The organism is Pseudomonas sp. Irchel s3f19 (assembly GCF_900187555.1).
GTDB lineage: Bacteria > Pseudomonadota > Gammaproteobacteria > Pseudomonadales > Pseudomonadaceae > Aquipseudomonas > Aquipseudomonas capeferrum.
Genome location: NZ_FYDW01000032.1, coordinates 1 through 1,687, shown reverse-complemented (window position 1 = coordinate 1,687; position 1,687 = coordinate 1). Strand labels below are relative to the sequence as shown.

General features: G+C 65.0%; 2 protein-coding genes. Both read left to right on the top strand.

Going from position 1 to position 1,687, the window contains the following annotated elements:
• Positions 1-1,266, top strand: a 1,266-nt coding sequence (locus CKW22_RS27175) for a Rieske 2Fe-2S domain-containing protein (RefSeq protein ID WP_256577340.1), incomplete at its 5' end; no start/stop codon positions are given.
• Between the two features lie 14 nt (positions 1,267-1,280).
• A partial coding sequence (locus CKW22_RS27170) for an aromatic-ring-hydroxylating dioxygenase subunit beta (RefSeq protein WP_095065638.1) occupies positions 1,281-1,687 on the top strand: 407 nt, incomplete at its 3' end.

Below are 1,687 nucleotides of genomic sequence, written 5' to 3'. Positions count from 1 at the left end.
CTGATCCCCGCCGTCAACCTGACGGTCGACCCGGCCGCGCTGGTGCAGCACGACCGCGTCCACACCTCCCTCTACACCGACCCGGCCCTGTTCGACGCCGAGCTGCAGAAGATCTTCCACAGCACTTGGGTCTGGGTCGCCCACGACAGCGAAGTCCCGGACGCGGGCAGCTACAAGACCACCTTCATCGGCAAGCAGCCGGTGATCGTGGTACGTGACCGCAAAAAGGCCATCAACGTGCTGCTCAACCGCTGCCGCCACCGCGGCGCCACGGTCTGCGAGCACAAGAAGGGCAAGACCAACAGCTTCGTCTGCCCCTACCACGGCTGGGGCTACGCCCTTGACGGCTCGCTGCGCGGCATCCCCCACCCGGAAAGCTACGGCGATTGCATCGACAAGGCCGAACTGCCACTGGTCAGCCTGCGCACCGAAAGCTACGCCGGCATGGTCTTCGCCACCTTCAAGGACGACATCGAGCCGCTCGAAGACTTCCTCGGCGCGGCCAGGAAGTGGATGGACCTGTTCATGAAACAGGGCGCCGGCTACGGCATCAAGGTCCCCGGCGAGCACCGCTTCCGCTTCCCCGGCAACTGGAAGATCCAGCTGGAAAACACCACCGACGCCTACCACTTCCCGCTGGTGCACAAGAGCTTCCTGTCCTCGGTCGACGAGCAGACCCTGGAGCTGTTCGACTTCGTCAAAGGCCCCGGCTACGTCGAGGACCTGGGCAACGGCCACAGCGTGATGGTGATGATCCCCGAGCTGGTGGACCTGGAAGCCGACCTCGACAAGCCGATCCCGGAGCGCTTCGAGGCCCTGGCCGCCGAGCTGCGCGACGAGGGCATCGACGAGCCACAGGTGCGCCGCATCGTGCGCGCCGTCGGCGGTTCGGGCTTCAACCTCAACCTGTTCCCCAACGTCGCCTGCTCGATGGCGTTCTTCCGCGTGCTGCAGCCGATCTCGGTGACCGAGACCGAAATCCATCACTCGGTGATCACCATGGACGGCGGCCCGGCCGCAGCCAACCGCTACCGCCTGCGCCTGCACGAGCACTTCCAGGGCCCGATGGGCTTCGGCACCCCGGACGATTCCGAAGCCTGGGAACGGGTGCAGAAAGGCGCCCGGGCCGGTGAAGACCTGTGGATCATGCTCAACCGCGGCCTGCCCGGCGAGACGCCCAGCGCAGACGGCCTGGTGTCCGACGTGAGTGCCGAAACCGGCATGCGCGCGGCCTACCAGCAGTGGAAAAAGATGATGTCGGCGTGAGCATGGAGAACCCTATGAACCTGCAATTGCTGCAAGAAGTCACCGCCTTCATCTGGCAGGAAGGCGACATGCTCGACCACGGCGAGTACGACACCTGGCTCGGCCAATGGACCGAAAAAGGCACGTACATCATTCCCATCGACCCGAAGCAGAGCGACTACGAGAACACCCTCAACTACGCCTATGACGACCACCACATGCGCGGCCTGCGGGTGCAGCGGTTGATCGGCGGCGAGTCGATATCCACCAGCCCGCAACCGCGTACCGTGCGCACGCTGTCGCGCTTTCGGGTGCTGAGCGACGACGGCGTCAACGTCACCGTGCGCTGCGCGCAGAACGTGCGGGAATTTCGCAAAGAAAGCCTCAAGCACTACAGCGCCGACCTGACCTACACCCTGGTGCGGGCGGCGGGCGGTTTCAA